This window comes from Pseudomonas sp. SDO5591_S426, assembly GCF_054070755.1.
Genome location: NZ_JBSVXD010000106.1, coordinates 1 through 21,542, shown reverse-complemented (window position 1 = coordinate 21,542; position 21,542 = coordinate 1). Strand labels below are relative to the sequence as shown.

Genomic DNA, 21,542 nt, shown 5'->3' with positions numbered 1-21,542 from the left:
TGCACCTACCCTGTAGGAGCTGCCGAAGGCTGCGATCTTTTGATTTTTAACCCAAATTCTGCTCAGTCAACCGCTGCACCACCAGCCGCCGATAATGCGAAGGCGTCATGCCCTTGAGTTGCTGAAAGCGCCGGTTGAAATTGGAAATATTGTTGAACCCGGACTCGAAACACACGTCGGTCACCGGTTTATCGCCATCGGCCAGCAACTCGCAGGATTTACTGATACGCAGGCGATTGACGAACTCGATGAAGTTGCGCCCGGTGGCCTGCTTGAACACACGGCTGAAGTACGTCGGCTTCATGCCCAGGTGCTCGGCAACTTCCTCAAGCGTCAAGTCGCGGGCGTAGTGGGTGAAGATGTAATCCACCGCACGGTTGGTGCGATCGATGTTGTGTTCGTCCGCCAGTTGCGGCGTCGTCGCGCCGGACAGCAACTGGTAATCGTCGGAAGCGGCGAGCAATTCCAGCAGGATAAAAAAGTGCCCGAGTCGGGTTACGCCGGTGGTCTCGGCAATGCGTTGCATCAGGTCCATCGCCTTGCGGATGGTGTGCTTGCAGCGAAACTCGATGCCGTACTGCGCCCGCTCAAGCAACGGCGCCAGGGTCTTGAGTTCGGCGAACACCTGATAGCCGCTGTCGAACAACTCGTCCGTGAAGTTGACCAGCATGTCGCGCTTGGGCACCACTTCATCCTCGGCCACCTGGCTGATCCAGTTATGCGGAAGGTTGGGGCCAGTGAGGAACAGGGTTTCGGGGTAGAAGTTACCGATGTAGTCGCCGATGAACACCTTGCCGGAACTGGCGACTATCAGGTGCAGTTCGTATTCCTTGTGGAAATGCCAGCGCACCAGAGGGCAGGGGAAACCGTGCTGGCGATAGATGATGGACAACCCGTTATGGTCGTCCATCAGTTCGTAGGAAGGGTCGGTGACTCTGGCGCTTCGGGTCATGTCGGTACACTTTTCTTGTTATCGCGCTTCGATCATGCCCCCAGTGGGGTAGGTAACGCCAGTTACAGCGCTGCGAAACAGGATTATTCAGGTCGTTGCCGGGCTTTTATTAAGTTGGCGGTCCGACAGTTCCTGACGAGGCGGCTATCTTCGAAAAAATCTGCATTGATTACGCTACAGTTCAGAGCCCAATGCCCCGTGTTTGGATCGAACCATTGATTGAGTTGCTCCTTGATGTTTACAGGACCCAGGGCGAGGCTGTAACTCGTCGCGGAGAGCGACCACGGGTTAGAGCCAGTAGGCGGCCGCTGCATGACTCTATCAATGTGGGCCTCAAGTTCATTGATGCTGGTATCGCCTATCCCGCTCCAGTGATGGGCGATTTTCGGTTGAAACCAGGCTTGGTGCAGAGCGGGGTGTTGCTGTGCGGCCAGCCATACACGCTGGACGCCGCTGACTTCTTTCAATTGGCCAAGGCTCAGGTATCTATTGTTATAGGGAATGATTCTCGGGCCAAGATGGGTCAGCAAAAAGCGGTTGAATTCCTGAGGGTCGAATGCCGTATTGCCACTGTTCAGTTCATGGAAGTCTACAAGTACAAATTCATCGGGGTTTTCCTCCAGGAAACGAATCAGCTGCATGACCAGGTTTTCAAGCGAGCGCGATGATTTCACTCCGTTGTGCTGGAACCAGAACGTGCCCACCCCTCTGGGGTCTACGTCATATTCGACTCGTACATCGAGTGCACGGGCCCCATCGCGCAGTTGATCGTAAAAGGAGTTGTTCTGACACGCTACCCAGTGGGCAACGCCTGGGGCCGCGTAAGTTGCCTTTTTGTCGATGCCACTATTATGGGCACCCGGCAGAATCAATTCGCCAAGCGTTAAGACATCCATACTTGAGGTCGAGGCCATCCAGTGACTAAGTTTGAGGTTTTCCAGTGCGACATTGGTCATTAATGCATCCTTGCATAAGCAATGGCACCCATTTTTGATGGGGGCCGATATTCGGTTTGAAGTGCCTGGGTATTTATAGTTTTATATATGCGGCACGCCAAGGCGGAAGGTAATGCAAGAGATGTTTTAGTTGCCGAGGTTAGTTGCTTTGCGCTTTCTCGAGTTAAATGGTTGGCTGATCCGATAACTCACTGTTGATGGCGGTTTTTCGCCTCAATCCATTGCGCCATGTATTGGGTGCTTTTGTGTTGATGGTGGCGCAGCATGCTGCCGGTGAAGTTATCGCGCCGGATATTGCCCAGATTCCGCTGGCAATCTACCAGTCGCTCGATCAGCGCCGGGCCATGGATGGACTGCTGGTAACGGCTGGCCAACAAGGCTTGAGCCTGAGTCTGGGCATTCAGCCACTGGATCTTGTCCTTGTAGAGCTGCACGGCGTCATCGGCGAACTCTCGCGCCGAACGCGTAACGGAACCGGGCCATGGCTCATCGCCGTGCATCGCTTCCGCACCCACTGGTGTTGTGACGTTGGGTGTGCCACAGAGCATTGCATCCACGATCTTGCCCTTGATACCAGCACCAAACCGCAATGGCGCCAGACACACTCGCGCCGCCGACATGACTTGCAGGGCATCTTCCGCCCAGTTCAGCACATGAAAGCCCTGCGCCGCGTTGTGTAGTGCGGTGGCCTTGGGCGGCGTGTAAGCGCCGTAGATATGCAGCTGCGCGGCCGGCAACTGTGCACGGATCAACGGCCAGATCGTGGTTTTCAGCCATAGCACTGCGTCCCAGTTCGGCGCGTGCCGGAAGTTGCCGATGTGCAGAAAGTGCGCGCGATCCTCAAACGGTACGGGCGTATCGGTCGGCAGGTCGACCATCAGCGGGCACCAGTGCAACAGGTTGCGTGGCACCTTGAACTGTTCGACCAGCAATTCGATTTCCACTTCGGAAATCATCAGGTTCAGGTCGCAACGATAGATCGCCGCGATCTCCCGTTTGGCCAGGTCGGTGTCAGCCATGAACTGAAACTCTTCACGTAACGCCGGGGCAAACAATTCGCTGAAGTCGTCGGCATCATCGCTGGCCTTCAGGCGCTCCTTGAGGCGCTGATGCCGGGCGTCGCGCAGGCTCTGGAGATCGGACGTTTCGAGCACCCGCATGGCATCGGGACAGTGTTTTTCCACGCGCCAGCCGAATTGCTCTTCCATCATGAAGCGATCGAACAGCACCACATCCGGGGCCAGTTCGCTGATAAACGTGTCGAAACTACTGTTGTTCAGCTCAATAGGCACTTCGCGAATGCCCAGCGTGGTCAAGTCAGCGCGATGTTCACCGGTGCCGGCTGGGCTACTGAAGGTGATGTCCCAGCCTTGCTGAAGGAGCGTTTCAAGGATTTGCATCATATGGCCACCGGCCGCGGAGGAGCGGGGCTCGGGCCAGACGTAACCAATGACCAGGACTTTGGTTGCGTGGGGTTGACTCATCAAAGTGAGATCCTTGAAACGGGCTGATAGAGGCACTAATGCAAGCTGGGCGCAATTAAAGCACAGCCACTAATGGTTTCGGTGGGATGATTGAGCGGATGATATGTGCATAAACAGACGCCTCCCAATCGGAGGCGTCGTGAAAAAAGCATCTCATTAGAGGTGCAGTCATGTAGGCATGTCAGTTATGCAGCAATTTTCTCTCCCTGGATCAACTGCGAAATCCATAGAGGTTTAACCGGGCTTTCCCAATCAGAAATTGGGTCAGGAGCTAGCCAATCGGTCATCTGAAGTGATTTCCCATCCAACTCCCAACTGATCATCTTGAATTCCAATAGCGTCATGTACTCACTCGCCTTGCAACTTATTTCCGCCCAAGGGTCCACGATCCACGCATCTTTAAAAACCGCCTCTCTGAAGTCGATGGTTTTGGTAATTGTGCCAGGAGGTACTCCGACTACCGTAAAGGTATGGGCGCCCGGCATTTGCCAGATCGTAGCGGTGCCGCCACTGTCTGTGATGATTGCCTTGGCTGCCGCGGCCATTTGGTCACAGTTACCAGCGCCGGTTTTAAGGATCAGATCGGCGTAGTTCGGAGCTTTGGTCCTGGTATACTCCCAAATTACTACCGGTCGAGTGAGCACCACTCGCTGAAGATCATTCAGATCAGTCGAAATTGCCTGGTTGGCTGATCTAAGTCCTGTTGCCTCGAATTGCTGGTCAACCATGGCTTTTGCGCCGTCGGCGTATGCCTTGTTCTGATCAGCGGCAGAAAGTGTATTGAATCCGGGCGCCTTGGCTATTGGTTCGACTTTTATTGCGTGGGCGGCGATTTCCACAGTTCGGCTTTTACCCTTGTTCCAAAGAGCAAGAACAAACTCACGTTTTTTTTCTTCAGTAAGAAGTGCTATTTTCGTTTTCAACTCGTCGATTTTTTGAGGTGTGTAACCCTTATGTGTCACCAGATCCAAGTACAACGAATCCAACGGAGGCAGTGAAACAAAGTCGTTGTTAATCGGTATGCCAGCAGCAATGCGGTATGGATCCATGAGCTTGCCATGCTCTCTGATGAGGGCGTTGCCGAGGGTGTCAGAGTATAGAGTGTCAATTTTTTTGAATATAATGGCGTTGGTAATCGCGGGGTTATAATCACAGTAGTAAAATAACCCGGCATCCACCTCCACTACTAAATAGGATTTCACTCCAGTATTTTCATGGTCATAAGAAACCAAGAAGCCTCTCATTTCACGTTGGCCATCCTCTCCATGGATAACGTTATCGATTTTAACCACACGGGTTGTTCGTTCAAGTTCGGCATCCACTTGCTTGTTCAGCATCCCAAAATGCCTGTCATTGATAAGGCTTCCTGTTGTCTGAGATTTGAATTGCAGGGGGGTGTTTAGTTGACCTGGAATAAGTTTTTGAGTTTGGCCATTATCTACCAGAGTATAGATTCGCCTTTCATGAACTATCTTACAAATTCCCCCCGTGGATGCGAGTGAGGGATGAAGACGTTTATGTTCAAGGGATTGCAATCGTCTCTCGGCACGCGTTTTTTTGCTCAGGACCAGTTTCGAAAAACAGGGGTGAGGGCTACGCTTCGACCTGCCATCTATGCTGCAAACATCGCCAAATCCTTCTAATTCCTTGAGGTAGGTGGGGGATGTTATGTCGATGAGCTCATCTGGGTGTGCAGGATCCAGCCGATAGACTTTATCGCCGTACACAACGTCAGTGTATGACGAGCGCTGTATTGTATGCGGCTCTTGATCGAACAGCCGAGAGGGTGTCAGGGCACTTGTTCCATCACTGAACGTTGTCCGCTCCAGTGCAATGGAACTATCGGGTATGAAGTTTTCAAGAGGAGGGCCGTACGGGCGATTAGCGGCCTCGTCAAAGGCATACCATTTACCCTCCTTGAACAACGCTTTGACGTTCTCGGTCTGCCCAGCAACTCGACTTATGTCGACCACGCCTTGGGCGATGTCCGCTCGCTTTAACAGGAAAGCCGGGTCAATGCTGCTTAGACCATAAAGACTCTTGAGCCGGTCGATACCTTTGTCAACAGCGCTGTAAGCTTTCGTGCCAAGTTTGCATACCGCGTTTGCTCCGCCTTTGAACAAATCAACAACCCCGTCGAGAGGGTTTGAGGCGGTGACGACAGTTTTGCCAGCAATCCAAGTCATTTTCATGGCTTTAGGAATGAGCGGGGCACCTGATTTCATGACAGTTCCGATTTTGCCGGCAGCACCGAAACCGGGTACGACAAACCCGCAGGTATCCAAAAGAAAGTCCAGGACTGCGGCCCCGGTATTGCCTTTCTGGATATTCTCAATCATGGATTTAAAAGGCACCAGCGATCCGATGAAGTCCATTGCCTGTTTTGTATATGCCTCCTGTTCTTCCGAAACAGTCATTCCTTTCGCTAATTCATGTAACTTTTCTTTCCCGGTGATGAAATGTTCTTCCACGACGACTTTGGCGATATCTCCAATATGAGAGGCAGGTGAGAACGCATTGGATGGCGAGCTGAAATCATAGTTAGGCCCATAGAGCGTGGCCTGCTGCCTTACGGGCTTGATTTCATCTATGATGATGTTTGAAACTGCACCGTCTCGTGGAGCTGTTCCGTTGTTATAGGCGCTCCAATCAAAGGGCTGCGAGGTTGCAGCTTGATATTTAATTGGTGGAAAGAAGTCGTGTGAGGTTTTTAGCTTTCCACCCAGCTTCAGTGGTTCCGTCAGATCCCGCTTTCGGATCTGTGCCGATGAAGGGAATACTTCGTACCATGTTACTTTTTCTTGAAACTCCGATCGTATCAAAATGCCGTGGCGGCCCTTGCTATTATCTAAGGTTTCTTTGTTTTTCCAGCCAGGAGCAACATCGATCTCACTTCTAAGTGAATAATATTTTTGCTTTCCGTATTCAAGGCTTCGCCTATCTTCTAATGGTAGTTGCGAAACCAGATATTTAAAAATTGACTCGGACCCGGTACGCAATTGGGTAAAATATTCATCAAAACTTTTGGTAAACAAATCGCCGACGTTTTTCAGCTCTCTGAGCTTGCTCTCTACCATATCGATGGATAATTGCGGATTCGACGACTGCCATTCGCCAACTGCCAACTTTCCGGTGATGTAGAGATCCGCCAGCGAATAGCCGAATTGCGGCATGGGCGAACCCGTCGCCCTGAAACACGGATCCAGAAAGGGCAAGCCTGCACCGAAAACCCTGGTCAGTTCAGCCAGTCCCAGGCTTTCTCGTGTTGGAACGGGAGCTGAAAGATAGGCCTTGGCCCGTGCGAGTGCTTCGCGGGTCGCCTGGAGCTTTTCAAGGGCAATTTCCAATTGTTGTTGTGTATAGGTTTCGTTGGCATTGCGTGCGATGACACCATGGGCAATCGCCCAATCAATTACCGGATTCGCGGTTAACATCTGCACCGCGATGTCCTGGCCGACGGTAATAGCGGACGTGTTGGCGTATTCCATGACTTGCCCAAAAGTCATCTTGGCGGACGCACCCGGTGCCAGTTGTTCTATACGCGCTACACCGATGCGCAGCATTACCCAGGTATGGGAACTACAGACCAGGTTGTCTGGCAGGTTTTTGACCAAAAACTCTGGTGCTAGACCGGCAAGCAAGACCCGCGCTAAGGCTGGCGCAGTTCCGGCACCGGCCTTACCCGTCCTAATAAGGTGTTTTTCTAGCTCGCTGATCACCTCCGAGGGTTTTGCTGACCAATTCGCCTCTTGGGTCAGGTGATATCCCGCAACGTGATTGCGCTGCTGGCCGTATGCGGGGTCCAAGAAACGTAGCAGCGCCGCCAGCAGCAAATCAGCGCCACTGGTTTGTGTCGTTATGACGTTGAGCTTTGACGCAAGCCTTTTTCCCAGTTCTCTCCCTATATCAGACTCAATCGCGAGCTCCAGACCTTTCTCGGGGGGAGATGTTGTCAACAATTTAACAAAATCCCTGGCTTGAACTTCGGCTAGAAAGGTTTTGAATTCACTGTCAAGAGCATCTAGGTCCGCGGGCTTCAATGGGATCGGATAGGACAGGGCGCCCTGAAAATTACCGTATTTTTGGCTTTCAGGAATAGTCGTGGTCAATACATCAACCAGATTGCGTACATCGGCGACGGTCTTCGGAACTATCCAACCCATGGCGTTGATATAGCGATGGGCACTGACCATACGTCTGGATTCGATTGGGTACTTGGCCGCGAACAAGGAGTTTGGTGCGGCAGATATAGCAAGGCTGTCGAGATCCACCGGTTCGTTATCGGGTTTGCTTTTAACGAGATCATTCAAGGCCATTACCAATCCATGATTGGTATAAACGTCCGCGATATGTTGTTTTTGGGCTTTAACAGCCGATTCTGATCTTTGCTCTAGCAATTCCGCAGGCACTGTTGCAGAAAATACTGGAGTGTTTTTCAGCTCGGTTGAACGTCGTAGCGCTTCGCTCCTGCTTGCTGGCAATTGCTCTGCATAAAACCCTGCGACCAATGCAATTGGAACTCGTGAGCCAGAAGGGGACGGAATACTGTCTGCGGTTGAACTGATGACTTTTGCCGCTTTGAGTATATCTCCAGCAACGCTGGCCCAGCCGGTATCATTTAGAGTAAAACCGACCCTTGCACCGTTGACCATCCCGGAGATCATGTTCGATTCAGGGTGAACTTTAACGGTAGAAAGATCCAGCCCTGCTGCATGAGCCCAATCCATAAAGAATGGGTCCCTGAGTGCACTCGCATAATTCAACCAGCATTGACCGAGCGTGGAGTGCGTCGGGACAGAAACCTCCAGTGTGGTGCGGCTGGCATCTGCGTCGGTGAAGTTCGCCAAGGCCTGGGCGTAGCTAGTCGCTAATTGCCCGTCACCGTTAGACCGCGAAACATCAGTCCACCCGACATTGCGTCTGCTGCGCAGCAACCGGACGACGTCTTGAGCGGTACGCAATTCTGGATCTACTGGCGTGTCGATGTCGTCGTCAACTTCAACGACGGGACGGCGCAGTTCATCCATCGTTGCAAGAAATTGATTAAGGGTTACCTCCATATCAGAGGCGTTTTGTTCGACATCGCCAGTCAGCGGACGCGCCTCGGCATCGGCTGCATCGCGCTTGACCCTTGGCGAGGCGGACTGAGCGACGTCCTGCGGCCCATGGGTTTGCGCCTCTGCCTCCTGAATCAGTTCGGCATAGGTTCTTGCAGGTTCTTTTGTGCTGTGTTGCTCCAGCAGAGTTTCGATGTTTTGCAGTAATTGAGTGTCGGCGAGCAAGTTGTGCTCGGTGGATTGGTACATTAACTCGAGGATGGACGTTAAAAGAGTTGGTTGGCCCTTTGCGACAGGGGTATCAAGGATTTCCTCGATTTTATCCTCGATCAGCTCTTGGTGAAGGGCAAGGCTTTCTTTGGGGATGAGGTCATCGGCGGGCGCATTTGTGGATATCGGTCCGGTTGACTCAGGCCCTTCGGAGGTTGGCGTTTCTGCGGTCTCGGTAGTTGTGTTGGGTAGCACCGGCTCAGGCAAATTGGGTGCCTGTCCTGCATACCGTTGGTTCAGGTGGTTATAGAGTGCGATTGATCCCGCAATGAGTGCAGCTGTCGAGACGGAGATTGTGCCTGTTCGAAAAGGATGCTCTGTGGCTTGTCGATATGCGGCACTGCCAGCCGCGGTCATGTAGCTGCCTGCTAGCGCAGTCATGCCGGATAATGTCTCGTAAATCCTTGGGCCAATCGTCTCCCACCATCCTGCGGGGGGGGCATGCGGCTCACCTTTCTCTGCCTTTTCAAGTAAAGCCTGAAGGTCATCTAACGGAATATCGGCAGCAGCGGCCTCCGGAAACCTCAGTATATTGTCGATTCGATGCAAAATATCTTGAACTGAATGTACCCACTGGGTCAGCGAAGCTTCCGTCGAGAGCGCCGATGCAGGTTCAGGAGGTGTCGCACTCGAGGTTCCAGCACCGATTGTGTTTTCTGAATGAGTTGCGGGCTGGCGTTTCTCCGAAGAGGCAAACGTGGACTCCGGCAAAATTCTGATTTCAGGGCCGATCGAACCCATGCCTGAATGTAGGGGGGCTTGCGTACCTGCACTGATTTTGAAGTCCGAGTCAGCTCCAGTGTTGGGTTTTACAAGCGGCGCCGCGTTGTACGTTGGATAAGCCGGATTAAAGCTGGTACCTGGCCGTTTCGATTGGGTACCAATTCTCTTCGGTGCAAGAGTGGAGGGTTTTTCAATCGTCATATCTGGCATCAGGGCTGTCAGCACACTTGCAGCATGGAGCAGATAAGTACCCATTGCCCATTTGCTGTCAGGAGGAACAGGGCCCCGAATGTCGACTTCGTTATAAAAACGGGAGCTTTTTTCGATAATGTCCATCTCCGCCAGGAGTTGCGATTGCGGCGGGCGCTGAACCTTATTTGCGGTAGTCGACTTAGCCTTGATGCCAAACTCAAAATCATATGCGACCGCAACTGCGGAGTTCTCAACTTCCCCGAGGCCCGTGGGCTCTGGCCGAGTATCGACAACCTCAATCGCCTTTAACCGCTCGCTGAGCTTCTGCGCCTTTTCCAGAAAGCTCTTTGGCCAACGTTTACGCTCATTGGGACGGGGTTCTTCCATGGCTTCAACAGAACTGGCTATCAGCGACTGGGCTTCTTGCGGTGATGGCCGGACATGAATGAAGTCTTCGAGCTGCCCCAAAAAGTCGTTGAGCTCTTCATCGCTCGAAATGCGAACATATGTACGCATTTGCTGCGTGAAATCGCGCACCGCCTTCCACGTGTCATCATCGAGCAGTTCCCCCGCGGAAATTTTCTGATCACGCACAACAATTGATAGTGTCAATTGCGACTGGATAAGTCCCGTGACCCCCTCACCTGTACTACCGCTAGGAAATTTGACGTTCTCCCCGAAACTGTTCGCCCAGCGCTCAGGTGGCAGGTGACAGATAATTTCCACGAACTCGCGTAACTGTTCCGGTTTGAGCCCGTCCAGCGGCTTGATCGAGCGCATCATCGCCTTGACGAAGAGTGGAGTCAGCACTTTGCCGGTGTCAGTTTGCAAGATGCCGGATTTAAGCACCGCTAACGCATCGTCTTCCGAGACAGCGCCGTTTCGCAGTCGGTTCTCGAGTGATGACCATGCCTTTTCCAGAGACGGTTGATTGGATATAGAGCCTTCTTTTTTAAGACGATCGGGGAGATCTTTGCTTTCCGGGAGTCCGGTGTACACCGGGCATGGAATGGGTAGTTCAGGATTCCGAGGATGGCGGTCTACAGACGCGAGTTGATTCGGAACTGCATAAAACGGACTAGACGCCTGGTTGTTACGCGCACTTGCATTGGACAGCCGATTTTTGGCTTGAGATGTAGCTTGATTGAAAATCGTGGCTGTACGTGACGTTGATGCAGTAGCGGTGGCATTGACGGGGGGCATGTAGACTCTTCCATACGCAAAATGAAGGAAACTCCCGACTCCCTATAAAGGGAGCCAAGGCACCTGGCGCAGAAAGATAAGCGATCCATTTTTTTGAATAGTGATGGAAATCTCTGGAGTTTATCGGGGATCAGACAGGTATTTGTTAATTGCCAAGAATACCTTTGACCTTATCCCGCAACTGATCAATCGAGAACGGTTTGCCAATCAGATACATACCTTCAGGCACATCAATACTTTCGGCATAGCCACTGGCAAACAGGATCGGCAGCGCAGGGCGCAACTTGCGTGCCTCAATCGCCAGCTCCCGCCCGTCCATGATCGGCAAACCAACATCGGTCATCATCAGGTCAATGTGCTGATCAACGTCGTTGAGAATTTTCAGCGCCTGCTCGCCGCCGTCAGCCTCCAGCACATTGAACTCCAGTTCCTCCAGCACATCGACAATCAGCATGCGCACGATGGCGTCGTCTTCGACGACCAGGATGGTGGAGGCGTTGGTGGACATAGTGGGGGTCTCAATTTGGATGGGCGGTTGCCGGTCGATCGAAATCGCCGGCCCTCTTGCATGAGTAAGTGGCGGATCCCGACAAGTTCCCAACGCGCTATAAAAAGAATAGAGAGAAGGATAACCGCTCCTTCGGCACGGGAGCAGCTGAATGTAGGACTTCGCGCGTAAACGCGTGAGAAAATTGGATCAATGCGCCAGTTTTGGGGCAAACTCCTTGGTTTTCACCCGTTCAACAAGGCCTGATTATGACCACCGCGTCTTCGGTTGATGAGCAACGATTCCGTAAACTCCTGAGCCGCAACATCAGCCTGCCGCTGGGTGTCGGCGTGATCAGTGCGGTTTTTTTCGTGTCGCTGATTACTTATTTGCTGTCGACGATCCAGTGGGTCGAGCACACAGACCGGGTGATCAATAATGCCAATGAGGCGGTCAAGCTGACCGTCGACCTGGAAACCGGTATGCGCGGCTTCCTGCTCAGCGGCGACGACAAGTTTCTCGAACCCTACGAAACGGCCAAGCCGCGGATCGACGTCGTACTCAATACCTTGCTCGAACTGACCGCCGATAACCCGGCGCAGACCGACCGTTTGCACCGACTACAGGCCTTGCAGCAGGAGTGGGCCGCTTACGCGCAAACCATGATCGACTTGCAGCGCACCAGCGGCGATTATCGCGGCGCGGTCCGGGCCGGAAAAGGCAAGCGCCTGACCGACGAGGTGCGCAAGCAGTTCGAAGACGTAATCGACATGGAGCAACAGTTGCGTGCCACGCGCAACGAGGAAGTGCGCCGCACCACGGTCTGGAGCATCACCCTTTACCTGTTGTTCATCGTTGCTATCAGCGGCTTGCTGGCATATGTCGGCCGTCGCGATCTGGTCAACCTGTCGCAACAGTACAGCGCCAATCTTGCCAAGCAACAGGCCAGCGCCGAGCGGCTGGAACGTCAGGCCTGGTTGCGCAATGGCCAGACTGAACTGGCTGAACAAGTGCTGGGGCAGTTGTCGCTCAACCTGTTGGGACGCAACATCCTGCAATTCTGCGCGCAGTACCTGGGCAGCGCCGTGGCTGCGATTTATGTCCGCGAGGAACATGGCGGCCTGAGGCGCGTAGCGTCTTACGGTCTGTCCCGTGAGCAGGAGGCGGTTGAACAACATATCTACAGTGAAGAAGGCATCGTCGGTCAGGTCGCGCAACAGGCGCGGCTGATTCGCCTGGATAGCGTTCCGAGCGATTACTTCAAGGTCAGTTCCGGCCTCGGCGAAGGTTTGCCGGCCAGTGTGCTGGTGGTGCCGACCAGCGATGATGACCGGGTCAATGGCGTTATCGAACTGGGTTTCCTGCGTCCATTGGACGATCGTGACATTGAGCTGCTGGAACTGATTGCCGGTAACATCGGCACGTCCATCGAAGCGGCGCGCTATCGCCAGCGCTTGCAGGAAGTGCTGGCCGAAACCCAGCAGCTCAACGAAGAGTTGCAGGTCCAGCAGGAAGAACTCAAGACTGCCAACGAAGAGCTCGAAGAGCAGTCACGGATTCTCAAGGAGTCCCAGGCGCATCTGGAAACCCAGCAGGTCGAGTTGGAGCAGACCAATGAGCAATTGGCCGAACAGGCCGAGGTGTTGGCCGAGCAACGCGATGCCATGGACCTGAAGAACACCGAACTCAATCAGGCCCAAACTCAGCTCGAGGAGCGCGCCGAAGAGTTGCAGCGCTCCAGCAAGTACAAGTCCGAATTCCTCGCCAACATGTCCCACGAACTGCGCACACCGCTGAACAGTTCGCTGATCCTGGCCAAGTTGCTCGCGGAGAACCCTCAGGAAAACCTCAGCGCCGAACAGGTCAAGTTTGCCGAGTCGATCTACTCCGCCGGCAATGACCTGCTCAACCTCATCAATGACATTCTCGACATTTCAAAGGTCGAGGCAGGCAAGCTGGAAATCCGCCCGGAAAACACCAGCGTGGCGCGCCTGGTCGACGGTTTGCGCGGGATGTTCCAGCCATTGGCTGAAGACAAGCAACTGGATTTCCAGATCGAGTTGCAGGACGGTTCACCAGCGATGATGTTCACTGATCGTCAGCGTCTGGAGCAGGTGATCAAGAACCTTTTGTCCAACGCGGTGAAGTTTACCGAGCAAGGTAAAGTCAGCCTGAGTGTTGCCACTGCACCGAACGACGGCATTGCCTTCATCGTCCGCGATTCCGGCATTGGCATTGCCGATGATCAGCAGGAAAGTATTTTCGAAGCCTTCCGCCAGGCCGATGGCACCACCAATCGCCGTTATGGCGGCACGGGGCTGGGCCTGTCGATTTCCCGTGACCTTGCGGCGTTGCTCGGCGGCTCGATCAGCGTGTCCAGCACGCCGGGGCAGGGCAGTGTGTTTACCCTGGTGTTGCCGCAACAATATGTAGAGCCGGGCGAAGGCCCGATTGAGCCGATGCGTTCGCTGCCGGCGGCACCCGCGCCGAGCGTTGTCGCTACGCAGTTGAAACCATTGATCGCCGAAGTCGATATCCCGCGTTTCAACGATGACCGCGCCAAGGCACCGTTTGGCACGCGCTGCATTCTGGTGGTGGAAGACGAACCCAACTTCGCACACATCCTCTACGACCTCGCCCATGAATTGGGTTACCACTGCCTGGTGGCCCACGGCGCCGACGAAGGTTACGACCTGGCCCGGCAGTTCATTCCCGACGCCATCCTGCTGGACATGCGTCTGCCGGATCATTCCGGGTTGACCGTGCTGCAACGCCTGAAGGAACACGCCGAAACCCGACACATCCCCGTGCATGTGATTTCGGTCGAAGATCGAGTGGAAGCGGCGATGCACATGGGCGCCATCGGTTACGCGGTCAAGCCGACCACCCGTGAAGAACTCAAGGATGTATTTGCGCGCCTGGAAGCCAAATTGACCCAGAAGGTCAAGCGCGTACTGCTGGTGGAAGACGACGATTTGCAGCGCGACAGCATTTCACGCTTGATCGGCGACGACGACATCGAAATCACCGCCGTCGGTTTCGCACAAGAGGCGCTGGACCTGCTGCGCACCACGATCTTCGATTGCATGATCATCGACCTCAAGCTGCCGGACATGCTCGGCAACGACCTGCTCAAACGCATGGCCACCGAAGAAATCTGCTCGTTCCCGCCGGTCATCGTCTACACCGGACGCAACCTGACCCGCGATGAAGAAGCCGAACTGCGCAAGTATTCACGCTCGATCATCATCAAGGGCGCACGTTCGCCCGAGCGTTTGCTGGATGAGGTGACACTCTTTCTGCACAAAGTCGAATCCCGGTTGTCCCATGAGCGTCAGAAGATGCTCAAGACCGCGCGCAGCCGCGACAAGGTCTTCGAGGGACGCAAGGTGCTGCTGGTGGACGACGATGTGCGCAACATCTTCGCCCTCACCAGTGCGCTGGAGCAAAAGGGTGCAGTCGTGGTCATCGGCCGGAACGGTCGGGAAGCGATTGATCGATTGAATGAAGTAGAAGACATCGATCTGGTGTTGATGGACGTGATGATGCCGGAGATGGATGGTTTCGAAGCCACCATCGAGATCCGCAAGGACCCGCGCTGGCGCAAGCTGCCGATCATTGCGGTGACGGCCAAGGCCATGAAGGATGATCAGGAGCGCTGCCTGCAGGCGGGCGCCAATGACTACCTGGCCAAGCCCATCGACCTGGATCGCCTGTTTTCACTGATTCGTGTGTGGTTACCGAAAATGGAACGTATCTAGTGGAGAGCAATCTGACTCGCAATAGTGAGATCGAACTGCGGTTGCTGATCGAGGCGATCTACCTCAAGTACAGCTACGATTTTCGCGATTACTCCGGCGCGTCGATCAAGCGTCGGGTGGGTCATGCGCTGAGCCAGTTCGAGTGCAATACCATCTCGGCCCTGCAGGAAAAAGTCCTGCATGACCCGACTGCGTTCATGCAGCTGCTGCAATTGCTGACGATCCCGGTCAGCGAGATGTTCCGCGACCCTTCGCACTTCCTGGCGATACGCCGCGAGGTAGTGCCGCTGCTCAAGACTTATCCGTCGATCAAGATCTGGATTGCCGGTTGCAGCACCGGTGAAGAGGTCTATTCGATGGCGATCCTGCTGCGTGAAGAGGGCCTGCTCGAGCGCACGATCATCTACGCCACCGATATCAATCCGCGCTCGCTGGAGAAAGCCAAGCAAGGGATTTTCTCGATGGAGAATGTCCGCGCCTACACTTCCAATTACCAGCAGGCCGGTGGCCAGCGGTCGTTCGCCGACTACTACACGGCGGCTTACGGTTACGCGATTTTCGACAAGTCGTTGTGCGAAAACGTGACCTTCGCCGATCACAGCCTGGCAACCGACAGTGTGTTTTCAGAAACTCAATTAATTTCGTGTCGTAACGTATTGATATATTTCAATAAAAAGCTTCAGGATCGAGCCTTCGGTTTGTTTCACGAGTCGCTGTGCCACCGTGGCTTTTTGGTGCTGGGCAGTAAGGAAACCCCGGATTTCTCGGCCTTTGGCAATCAGTTCGAGCCGTTGGTCAAACAAGAACGGATCTACCGCAAAACATGAACAGTGCAACAGCTTTGCCTTCCATAGAAGCGATCGTGATCGGTGCCTCCGCCGGTGGCGTAGAGGCGCTGCTCAATATCCTGGGGCGGCTGCGAGAAGGTTTCGCGCTGCCGATCATCGTAGTCCTGCATTTGCCGAACGAGCGCCGCAGCCAGTTGGCACAAGTCTTCTCCCGGCGCGTGGCCCTGCCGGTGCTGGAGGCCAGCGACAAAACGTCGATTGAAGCCGGAACGCTGTATTTCGCGGCGCCCGGTTATCACTTGTCAGTGGAGCAGGACCGCAGTTTTTCCTTGAGCCTGGAGGACCGCGTGCATTATTCGCGGCCCGCCATCGATTACCTGTTCGAATCCGCCGCCGATGCCTACGGCTCGCGCCTGGCCGCCGTGTTGCTGACCGGCGCCAATCGCGATGGCGCCTTTGGCCTGGCGCAGGTCAAGCGGCATGGCGGCCTGACAATCGTGCAGGACCCCAACGAAGCTCAGGTCGCGACCATGCCGCAGGCAGCGCTGGACATCCAGCAGCCTGACCGCATTCTCTCAATCAACGACATTGGCAGTTTGCTTGTCGAGCTGGAACAAATCGCATGCTAAGTAATATCCCGGCCAAACTGCTGATCGTCGACGATCTGCCGGAGAACCTGTTGGCACTTGAAGCGCTGATCAAGCGCGAAGACCGCATCGTGTACAAGGCACAATCGGCCGACGAAGCCTTGTCGCTGTTGCTGCAACACGAATTCGCCATGGCCATTCTCGATGTGCAGATGCCCGGCATGAACGGCTTTGAACTGGCCGAGTTGATGCGTGGCACGGAGAAGACCAAGAACATCCCGATCGTGTTCGTCAGCGCCGCCGGCCGCGAGCTCAACTATGCGTTCAAGGGCTATGAAAGCGGAGCCGTGGACTTTCTGCACAAGCCGCTGGATATCCATGCGGTCAAGAGCAAGGTCAACGTGTTCGTCGAGTTGTACCGCCAGAGCAAGGCGATGAAGCAGCAGGTCGAAGCCCTGGAGCAGAGCCGCCGCGAGCAGGAAGCGTTGCTCACGCAGTTGCAGAGCACCCAGCTTGAACTGCAGCAGGCCGTGCGCATGCGCGATGACTTCATGTCCATCGTCGCCCACGAAGTGCGCACGCCGCTCAATGGGCTGATTCTCGAAACTCAATTGCGCAAGATGCACCTGGCGCGAGACAACGCCGCCGCGTTCAGCCTCGACAAAATGCACGCCATGGTCGACCGCGACGAACGGCAGATCAAAAGCCTGATCCGCCTGATCGAAGACATGCTCGATGTGTCGCGCATCCGCACCGGCAAGTTGTCGATCCGGCCGACGCTGTTTGATTTGTCGACGCTGGTAAATGGCTTGTTACAGAATTTTGCCCAACAGATCGAGGCCGCCGAAGCCTCCGTTTCCCTCGACGCCGAGCAACCGGTAATCGGCAACTGGGATGAATTCCGCATTGAACAGGTGATTTCCAACCTGCTGACCAACGCCTTGCGTTACGGTGCCAAGAGCCCGATCAACGTGAAGGTGTACAGTGAAAACGGCGAGGCGCGGGTCGAGGTCCGGGATTTCGGGATCGGCATCAGCGAAGAAAACCAGCAACGGATTTTCCAGCAGTTCGAGCGGGTGTCGGCCAAACACGCGGTCGCCGGGCTGGGCCTGGGATTGTTTATTTCCGAACAGATTGTCACCGCCCATGGCGGTACCATTACCGTCGACAGCCGGATTGGCGAAGGCGCCCTGTTTCGCGTTTGTCTACCGCTGTAGGAAAACAGCCAGATAAACGCAACCTCTGATCGACCCCACGGTCGTATCAGCAGCTATAGACCGAACAAAGGCTTCCCATGAGTGAAGATGCACAAGACGTAGTCCTCGTCGTCGAGGACGAACCGGTAATCCTGATGGTGCTGACAGATTACCTGTCGGGGCAGGGGTATCGCGTGTTGCAGGCGGAAAACGGCGAACAGGCCTTCGATATCCTGTCGAGCAAACCGCACCTGGACATGCTGATTACCGACTTCAGGCTGCCTGGCGGAATCTCCGGCGTGCAGATCGCCGAACCTGCCGTGAAACTGCGACCGGATCTCAAAGTGATCTTTATCAGTGGTTACCCGCAGGAAATCCGTGAGACGGGCAGCCCGATCACCACCAAGGCACCGATCCTGGAAAAACCTTTCGACCTGGATGTGTTGGCGGAAATCATGGAAGAGATGCTTTCCTGATTCCCTGTAGGAGCTGCCGAAGGCTGCGATCCCTTGATCTTGATGTGAATCGCAGCCTTCGGCAGCTCCTGCACAATTGTGTTTCAGGCACTGATCATCTCCCGCACCTTCGCCGTCAACAGGTCGAAGGTGAACGGTTTGGTGATCATCTGCATGCCTGGGTCGAGGAAACCGCCGCGCACCGCCGCGTGCTCGGCGTAGCCGGTGATGAACAAAACCTTGAGCTCAGGCCGGTATTGCCGGCCTATTTCCGCCAGTTGCCGGCCATTCATGCCGGGTAACCCGACATCGCTGATCATCAGATCGATACGTTGCCCCGAGTCGAGAATCGGCATCGCGCCGTCCGCATCGCCGGCCTCGACGAAGGCGTATCCCAGTTCGCTCAGTACGGTACTCACCAACACCCGCACCGCCGGATCATCTTCGACGATCAGCACCGTTTCACCATTTTGCGCGAAGAGCGGATGCTGGCTATCGACCGGACTTTCTTGCAGTGGCTCGCCACCGAAGCGCGGCAAGAACAGGTTCACGGTGGTGCCTTCACCCTCTTTGCTTTGAATCGCCACGTGGCCCCGCGATTGTTTGCTGAAGCCATAGATCATCGACAAGCCAAGACCGGTGCCTTGGCCGATCGGCTTGGTGGTGAAGAACGGATCGAAGACGCGGTTGATGATGCTTTGCGGCATGCCGCAGCCATTGTCCGTGACGCTGAGCACCACGTAATCCCCCGGTTCGAGGTTGCTGTGGGCTTCGGTGAAGTCGGCGTTCAGACGCTGGTTAGAGGTTTGCACCACCAGCCTTCCGCCATCGGGCATGGCGTCGCGGGCATTGATGACCAGGTTGAGCAGGGCGCTTTCCAGTTGATTGGGGTCGGCCTCGGCCACCCATAACTGCTCGCACAACTGCATGTCCAGGCGAATGCTTTCGTTGATGCTGCGCTGCAGCAGTTCACCCATGGACACCACCAGGGTGTTCATTTCCACGGGTTTGGAATCCAGCGATTGGCGACGGGAAAACGCCAATAGCCGGTGAGTCAAGCCGGCGGCACGGTTGGCGGACGTCACCCCCAGATCGATCAGACTGTCCAGATCTTCAGTGCGGCCACGACTCAGGCGCCGACGCAGAAGCTCCAGACTGCCGATGATCCCGGTCAGCATGTTGTTGAAGTCGTGGGCAATACCGCCGGTGAGTTGGCCGACCGCTTCCATTTTCTGCGACTGGCGCAGCACTTCCTCGTTTTGGCGCAGTTGAGCGGTGCGCTCTTCAACCTGTTGCTCGAGGGTTTCCAGAGTGTTTTGCAGGCGCAATTCGCTTTGACTCAAGTCCACCAGCCGATCCCTGGCTTCATACTGTCGTCGTCGGCCACGCAGGGCGGTGGTCACCAGGCTGACCAAGGTCTCAGGATGAAAAGGCCGTTCGAGGAACGTGACGTTGCCCAGTAGCGGGCCGAAGCGTGAGGCGGGGTTCTGCTCCGGGCCGCCGTGATGCGTCAGCAACACAATCGGCAGATCCGACCAGGCCGGCTGTTGCTCTATCAGCACTAAAAGCGGTTGGAGATCAGTGCCAAGCAAGGCTTCGGAGGAAATCAGCAGCAAACCCGCGCCTTGTTCCAGTTCCGTACATAGCCCAATCAGATCAGCACTGATGACCCCATCGAAACCTGCCTCTTTGAGCAGCATCAGCGCAATCTGACTGTCACGTCCCAGCGGCGCGAGAATGATCGCGCGCTCGGACGTTGCTGGCTGAGGCATCACGGCGCTTCATCCCCGAGCAAGGGAATGCTCGCACCCAGGTAAGTCGGAACGCCGCGCAACACGCCCTGGAATGCTTCCAGCGGTTCACCGATGGTCATGCCTGTCGAGCTGATGCGATATTCACGGATGGTCGACTCATGGCTGCCGGTTCGTTTCTTGATGATCGAAATCGCTCGGCGCACTTTGCCCAACGCTTCGAAATAGCGCAGCAGAATCACCGTGTCCGCCAGATACGTGATGTCGACTGGCGCCTGCATGTCGCCGACCAGGCCATGCTGGGCAACGGTCATGAAGGTCGCGGCGCCCTTTCGGTTGAGGTACAGCAGCAACTCGTGCATGTGCAAGACCAGGGCGTTTTCTTCAGGCATCGCCGCTTGATAGCCGTTGATGCTGTCGATCACCACGGTTTTGATCTCGCCTTCATCGACGGCGCGCCGCACGCGGTGGGAAAACTCGCCGGGGGACAATTCGGCAGCGTCCACTTGCTCGATCAACAGGTTGCCGGTGTCTTGCAGTGCCTGCAGGTCGATGCCCATGTTCTTCATGCGTTCGAACAGCAAACCGAGCTCTTCATCGAAGATGAACAATGCGGCTTTCTCGCCACGGGCCACGGCCGCCGAAGCGAAGATCATGGCGATCAGGGATTTGCCGGTGCCGGCCGGGCCCAGTATCAATGTGCTGGAGCCGGTTTCGATGCCGCCGCCGAGCAAGGCGTCCATTGCCTTGATGCCGCTGGTCAACTGTTGGCGCAAGTAGGCGCCTCGATGCTCGGCGGCCACCAGGCGCGGAAACACATGCACGCCGTCGCCCATGATGGTGAAGTCATGGAAGCCGCCACGGTACTTCTGGCCGCGATACTTCACCACACGAATACGCCGCCGTTCGGCGCCGTAGTTTGGGGTCAGTTCCTCCAGACGAATCACCCCGTGGGCAACGCTGTGCACGGTTTTGTCGAGGGATTCGGTGGTCAGATCGTCAAGCAGCACGACGGTGGCGTCGTAGCGTACGAAGTAGTGCTTGATCGCGAGGATCTGACGGCGATAGCGCAGGGAGCTTTGCGCCAGCAAGCGGATCTCGGACAGGCTGTCGAGCACCACGCGAGACGGCTTGAACCGCTCGACCACTTCGAAAATCTGCCGGGTGGCTTCACCCAGCTCAAGGTCCGAGGAGTACAGCAGCGATTGCTGATGCTCGGCATTGAGCAGGTTTTCCGGCGGCGTCAGTTCGAAGATACAGACGTTGTCGTCCAGTTCCCAACCGTGGGAGCGCGCACCCTGGCGCAATTCGCGCTCGGTTTCGGACAGGGTGATGTACAACGAGCGCTCGCCGGCTCTGGCACCGGCTAACAGAAAGTGCAGGGCGACCGTAGTCTTGCCGGTGCCTGGCTCACCTTCGAGCAAAAACACATGGCCGCGGGACAATCCGCCACTGAGGATGTCATCGAGGCCCTCGATGCCGGTGGCGGCTTTTGCGCTGATCAACTCGTTGGATGTAGACAAAAAATGCCCTCTCTTGACTAAGGGGAACGAGGCAACTGGCACGAGTGCCACTATGGGCTGCCTGTTTCACTTGACCCTTGGCCGAGACGAGCGTTCAACCTTTTATGCTGGAGTTAATTGTTAAGCAAAAGAACCAAAGCAAAGATCGCAGCCTTCG

General features: G+C 55.3%; 12 protein-coding genes. 5 read left to right on the top strand and 7 right to left on the bottom strand.

Translation table 11 applies throughout. The annotated features are described in order from the left end of the window. Positions 1-46 precede the first annotated feature (46 nt). The 5 genes from ACW9JC_RS19520 to ACW9JC_RS19500 all read right to left on the bottom strand — a co-directional run bounded on the left by ACW9JC_RS19520 (position 47) and on the right by ACW9JC_RS19500 (position 11,345). Positions 47-952, bottom strand: a complete 906-nt coding sequence (locus tag ACW9JC_RS19520) for an AraC family transcriptional regulator (RefSeq protein ID WP_457456930.1) — start codon at positions 950-952, stop codon at positions 47-49. An 83-nt stretch (positions 953-1,035) separates the two neighbouring features. Continuing rightward, positions 1,036-1,908, bottom strand: coding sequence for a phospholipase (locus ACW9JC_RS19515; protein WP_457456928.1), 873 nt, complete (start codon positions 1,906-1,908; stop codon positions 1,036-1,038). Between the two features lie 188 nt (positions 1,909-2,096). Then, a complete protein-coding gene (locus ACW9JC_RS19510; protein WP_457456926.1) occupies positions 2,097-3,392 on the bottom strand; it encodes a glycosyltransferase in 1,296 nt (431 codons plus the stop codon). Between the two features lie 185 nt (positions 3,393-3,577). Beyond that, positions 3,578-10,837 carry a hypothetical protein gene (locus ACW9JC_RS19505; protein WP_457456924.1) on the bottom strand — a complete coding sequence of 2,420 codons (7,260 nt, stop codon included), beginning with the start codon at positions 10,835-10,837 and terminating at the stop codon, positions 3,578-3,580. 145 nt (positions 10,838-10,982) lie between these two features. Next, positions 10,983-11,345: a response regulator gene (locus ACW9JC_RS19500; protein ID WP_338580803.1), complete on the bottom strand. Its 363-nt coding sequence runs from the start codon at positions 11,343-11,345 to the stop codon at positions 10,983-10,985. A gap of 248 nt (positions 11,346-11,593) precedes the next feature. Here ACW9JC_RS19500 and ACW9JC_RS19495 point away from each other — a divergent pair, with 248 nt between their 5' ends. The 5 genes from ACW9JC_RS19495 (at position 11,594) to ACW9JC_RS19475 (ending at position 18,132) form a co-directional block, all read left to right on the top strand. After that, a complete protein-coding gene (locus ACW9JC_RS19495) occupies positions 11,594-15,085 on the top strand; it encodes a response regulator (protein WP_457456922.1) in 3,492 nt (1,163 codons plus the stop codon). An 11-nt stretch (positions 15,086-15,096) separates the two neighbouring features. Continuing rightward, on the top strand, positions 15,097-15,912 hold the full coding sequence (locus ACW9JC_RS19490) for a CheR family methyltransferase (RefSeq protein ID WP_445177312.1): 816 nt from the start codon (positions 15,097-15,099) through the stop codon (positions 15,910-15,912). Beyond that, positions 15,909-16,502 (top strand): chemotaxis protein CheB, encoded by a 594-nt coding sequence (locus ACW9JC_RS19485; protein WP_338580807.1) that lies wholly within the window; start codon positions 15,909-15,911, stop codon positions 16,500-16,502. The genes ACW9JC_RS19490 and ACW9JC_RS19485 overlap by 4 nt, the downstream gene beginning before the upstream one ends. Next, on the top strand, positions 16,496-17,677 hold the full coding sequence (locus ACW9JC_RS19480) for a hybrid sensor histidine kinase/response regulator (RefSeq protein ID WP_457456920.1): 1,182 nt from the start codon (positions 16,496-16,498) through the stop codon (positions 17,675-17,677). The genes ACW9JC_RS19485 and ACW9JC_RS19480 overlap by 7 nt, the downstream gene beginning before the upstream one ends. A 77-nt stretch (positions 17,678-17,754) precedes the next feature. After that, entirely contained in the window at positions 17,755-18,132 is a 378-nt protein-coding gene (locus ACW9JC_RS19475; protein ID WP_416126914.1) for a response regulator, read from the top strand. A gap of 83 nt (positions 18,133-18,215) precedes the next feature. On the opposite strand, the gene ACW9JC_RS19470 is transcribed toward ACW9JC_RS19475, so the two are convergent. Continuing rightward, positions 18,216-19,883, bottom strand: a complete 1,668-nt coding sequence (locus tag ACW9JC_RS19470) for an ATP-binding protein (RefSeq protein WP_457456918.1) — start codon at positions 19,881-19,883, stop codon at positions 18,216-18,218. Then, the gene (locus ACW9JC_RS19465) at positions 19,883-21,385 is read right to left on the bottom strand and encodes an ATPase domain-containing protein (RefSeq protein ID WP_457456916.1); all 1,503 of its coding nucleotides are present in this window, start codon (positions 21,383-21,385) and stop codon (positions 19,883-19,885) included. The genes ACW9JC_RS19470 and ACW9JC_RS19465 overlap by 1 nt, the downstream gene beginning before the upstream one ends. Between the last annotated feature and the right edge of the window lie 157 nt (positions 21,386-21,542).

Excerpts from the sequence above, each read along its gene's own strand:
- ACW9JC_RS19520 (WP_457456930.1), bottom strand. The coding sequence starts at position 952 with ATGACCCGAAGCGCCAGAGTCACCGACCCTTCCTACGAACTGATGGAC.
- ACW9JC_RS19515 (WP_457456928.1), bottom strand. The coding sequence starts at position 1,908 with ATGACCAATGTCGCACTGGAAAACCTCAAACTTAGTCACTGGATGGCC.
- ACW9JC_RS19510 (WP_457456926.1), bottom strand. The coding sequence starts at position 3,392 with ATGAGTCAACCCCACGCAACCAAAGTCCTGGTCATTGGTTACGTCTGG.
- ACW9JC_RS19505 (WP_457456924.1), bottom strand. The coding sequence starts at position 10,837 with ATGCCCCCCGTCAATGCCACCGCTACTGCATCAACGTCACGTACAGCC.
- ACW9JC_RS19500 (WP_338580803.1), bottom strand. The coding sequence starts at position 11,345 with ATGTCCACCAACGCCTCCACCATCCTGGTCGTCGAAGACGACGCCATC.
- ACW9JC_RS19495 (WP_457456922.1), top strand. The coding sequence starts at position 11,594 with ATGACCACCGCGTCTTCGGTTGATGAGCAACGATTCCGTAAACTCCTG.
- ACW9JC_RS19485 (WP_338580807.1), top strand. The coding sequence starts at position 15,909 with ATGAACAGTGCAACAGCTTTGCCTTCCATAGAAGCGATCGTGATCGGT.
- ACW9JC_RS19480 (WP_457456920.1), top strand. The coding sequence starts at position 16,496 with ATGCTAAGTAATATCCCGGCCAAACTGCTGATCGTCGACGATCTGCCG.
- ACW9JC_RS19475 (WP_416126914.1), top strand. The coding sequence starts at position 17,755 with ATGAGTGAAGATGCACAAGACGTAGTCCTCGTCGTCGAGGACGAACCG.
- ACW9JC_RS19470 (WP_457456918.1), bottom strand. The coding sequence starts at position 19,883 with ATGCCTCAGCCAGCAACGTCCGAGCGCGCGATCATTCTCGCGCCGCTG.